Below are 1,293 nucleotides of genomic sequence, written 5' to 3'. Positions count from 1 at the left end.
ATGGCCTTTCTGGTCTAGTCGTCAGGGTGTTGCACTTGAATTGTAAACTGGGGGGGAAAAAATACTTTCAGTTTACCGGCAAGAAGTTTTCTCAAGTGTTAGCTGAAACGAGAATGAAACAGGCCGCAGAGATGTTGAAACAGAATTATCAGATCAATGAAGTGGCGAGCCGAGTCGGGTTCGAGAATAATCCGGATTACTTTGGTCAACAATTTAAAAAATTATATGGCATTACGCCTCATCAGTTTAAGAAACGTAATGTGCCATTGTCGTAATGGAAGCACCGTGTCATAGAATTTGGCACGGTGCTTTTTTAAGTTCTGTTCAATAACGCCATTTTTTCATGTTTTTGTGCCTTTTTTCTGGTTCTCAGCAAGCTTGAACTAACTTAAGCTAAGAATGTAAGCGCTTATCAGATGCTGTTCGTAATGTGGTGGCAAGTGAGAAAAGGGGATTGCAGGCACATAGATATTTCTTCAGACATAATTGTTGTCGACGCGGAACAAAAAGTTTGGTTGTAAAATCAACGTGGTTTGCTTGCAGACGATTAAGTAGTTGCTCAAGATGAATAAATTCGTTCGTAATGAGCATGAACTCTGTTAGGAGTTATTTGTATCTACATAAATTGTAAGGTGGCATTTGTGAATAGTTATAATATCGTATTTCGTCTTATCAATTAGGAGGGATAGTAATGAGCGGTGGAGTTAAAAAGCTTCTGCTCTTAGTCACAACTGCAGTGGCTTGCTTGGGGTTGGCTGCTTGTACGAGCAATAAAAATAGTGGTTCTTCTGGCGATAATGGTAATAAAAAGGTCACTATTCGATTCTCGTGGTGGGGAAATGCTGACCGACACAAGGCGACCCTAAAAGCAATTAAAGCCTTCGAGAAAAAGAATCCCAATATTAAAGTCAAAGCTGAATACAGTGGCTGGGATGGATTTGATCAGAAAATGGCTACCCAAATCTCAGGTGGTACTGAGGCCGATTTAATGCAATTAAACTATGACCTCAATTTTCAAGTCAAGTGCAACGATGATAACGAATCCTTGATAGTGGTCTAGGTTGTTAAGCCATGCGTCGGTAGTAATCGCATGGTCGAAGATAGTTCAGAATACGTCTGGGACGATGGTTCAGTGCGGACTGGACTGCCTGGATCTCAACCAGCGTAACGTCCCTGAGAGATTTTCCCTTCGGGAAGTACTCCCTGAGTAGTCCGTTGGTGTTCTCGTTAGTGCCGTGCTCCCAAGGCGAGTATGGATGAGCAAAATAGATCTGGGTTCCAACAATCTCTGAT

Annotated in this window: 3 protein-coding genes; 2 read left to right on the top strand and 1 reads right to left on the bottom strand. The window is 41.8% G+C overall.

The window, feature by feature from the left end; all coding sequences use genetic code 11:
• Window positions 1–275: helix-turn-helix domain-containing protein (locus FC75_RS11500; protein WP_156403630.1), on the top strand; the 275-nt coding region annotated here is incomplete at its 5' end.
• Between the two features lie 416 nt (window positions 276–691).
• The gene (locus FC75_RS11495) at window positions 692–1,060 is read left to right on the top strand and encodes an ABC transporter substrate-binding protein (RefSeq protein ID WP_056989955.1); all 369 of its coding nucleotides are present in this window, start codon (window positions 692–694) and stop codon (window positions 1,058–1,060) included.
• Between the two features lie 4 nt (window positions 1,061–1,064).
• On the opposite strand, the gene FC75_RS11490 is transcribed toward FC75_RS11495, so the two are convergent.
• The coding region (locus tag FC75_RS11490) for an IS30 family transposase (protein WP_156403629.1) at window positions 1,065–1,293 on the bottom strand (229 nt) is incomplete at its 5' end.

The sequence above is a fragment of the Lacticaseibacillus camelliae DSM 22697 = JCM 13995 genome (assembly GCF_001436615.1).
GTDB lineage: Bacteria > Bacillota > Bacilli > Lactobacillales > Lactobacillaceae > Lacticaseibacillus > Lacticaseibacillus camelliae.
Note: the sequence above shows the minus strand (reverse complement) of the source record. Positions and strands in the feature narration are given on the sequence as shown.